The organism is Mycolicibacterium tusciae, assembly GCF_002086795.1.
GTDB lineage: Bacteria > Actinomycetota > Actinomycetes > Mycobacteriales > Mycobacteriaceae > Mycobacterium > Mycobacterium tusciae.
The window spans coordinates 1-1,364 of the sequence record NZ_MVIM01000055.1 but is presented as its reverse complement, the minus strand read 5'-3'; the positions used below and the strand labels follow the sequence as shown (position 1 = coordinate 1,364).

1 protein-coding gene is annotated in these 1,364 nt (G+C 62.6%); it reads left to right on the top strand.

Going from position 1 to position 1,364, the window contains the following annotated elements:
* The first annotated feature begins 232 nt into the window (after positions 1-232).
* Positions 233-1,342, top strand: a complete 1,110-nt coding sequence (locus BST47_RS30075; RefSeq protein ID WP_083129376.1) for an IS110 family RNA-guided transposase — start codon at positions 233-235, stop codon at positions 1,340-1,342.
* Positions 1,343-1,364 lie beyond the last annotated feature (22 nt).

Below are 1,364 nucleotides of genomic sequence, written 5' to 3'. Positions count from 1 at the left end.
TGTGAAGACTGTTACTCGACGTTGTACCGGCTCGGTCTGACCCCGGCCAAGGTATGACCAAGGTGTCCTGCGTTCGATTTGTCGACCGGGCCGGTACAGCGTCGCGGCGCGCAACCGGCCAGACGGATCTGACCTGATAGGAGCTTGGACTAGAAGCCCCGTCACAGACCTGTCGCTCCGCCCGGCCGGTTCACCCACCCGTCAGATTGGCCCTAACGGAGGAGCGAGTTCCATGGTCGCAGCAGAAGCCGACGCTGTCATCGGTGGCGTCGACACCCACAAACATACCCACTACGCCGCGGTCATCGATCAGCACGGACGGTTGCTTGGTCACCAGCAGTTCCCAGCCACTGATGCTGGCTATCGCGCCTTGCTGTCCTGGATGCGCACTTGCGGACCGCTGGAGGCTATCGGTGTGGAGAGCACTGGATCGTTCGGGGCAACTCTGACTCGGGCCCTGACGGCCGCAGGCGAAAAGGTCATCGAGGTCAATCGACCCAACCGCATCGCCAGACGTATGGACGGCAAGTCCGATCGCCTGGATGCCGAACAGATCGCACGGGCCGTGCTCGGCCAAACCTCAACCGCCACTCCGAAGTCCAAGTCCGGCATGGTCGAAGTCATACGCACGTTGCGGGTCACCCGTAGCAGCGCGGTCAAAGCGCGAACGCAGACCTTCAACACCTTGTTCGGGATCATGATCGGTGCGCCGTCGCCACTGCGTGACGAACTCGTCGTACTGACGAAACGCACGCTGATCAATCGTTGTCTTGGTCTTCGGCCTGAGACCACCGATTTCGCCGACTTACGCGCTCACCCCGAGCGCCTCTTGACGGCCAGCATCAAGACCGCCCTTCGCGACCTGGCCCGCCGGTGGAAGGCACTCGACGCCGAGGTCAAGACACTTAACAAGCAGATCGACGTCGTCGTCCGTGCCGCGGCGCCCGATCTCGTCGAGCTCTTCGGTGTCGGCGTGGAACTGGCAGGCCAATTCCTCGTCACGGCCGGCGACAACTCCGACCGCATTCACAACGAGGCTGCCTTCGCCAAACTCTGCGGGGTGGCACCACAGCCGGCCAGCAGTGGACGCACCACCGGGCGACATCGACTCAGCCGAAGCGGCGATCGAGCGGCCAACAGCGCCCTCTACATCGTGACCATCGTCCGACTACGCCACCACGAACCCACCCGCGCCTACGTCGAACGACGAACCAACGAGGGACTCACCAAACGCGAGATCATCCGCTGCCTCAAGCGCTACATCGCCCGCGAAATCTACGCTAATCTCCCACGCGCCCAGACAGACTCACTCGCCGACAAAGCCAACTCGAACGCGGCTTGACAAACATAGGAGCATCGAACGC

What these genes read in the sequence shown, in the direction of transcription:
- BST47_RS30075 (WP_083129376.1), top strand. Translation starts at nt 233, where the DNA reads ATGGTCGCAGCAGAAGCCGACGCTGTCATCGGTGGCGTCGACACCCAC.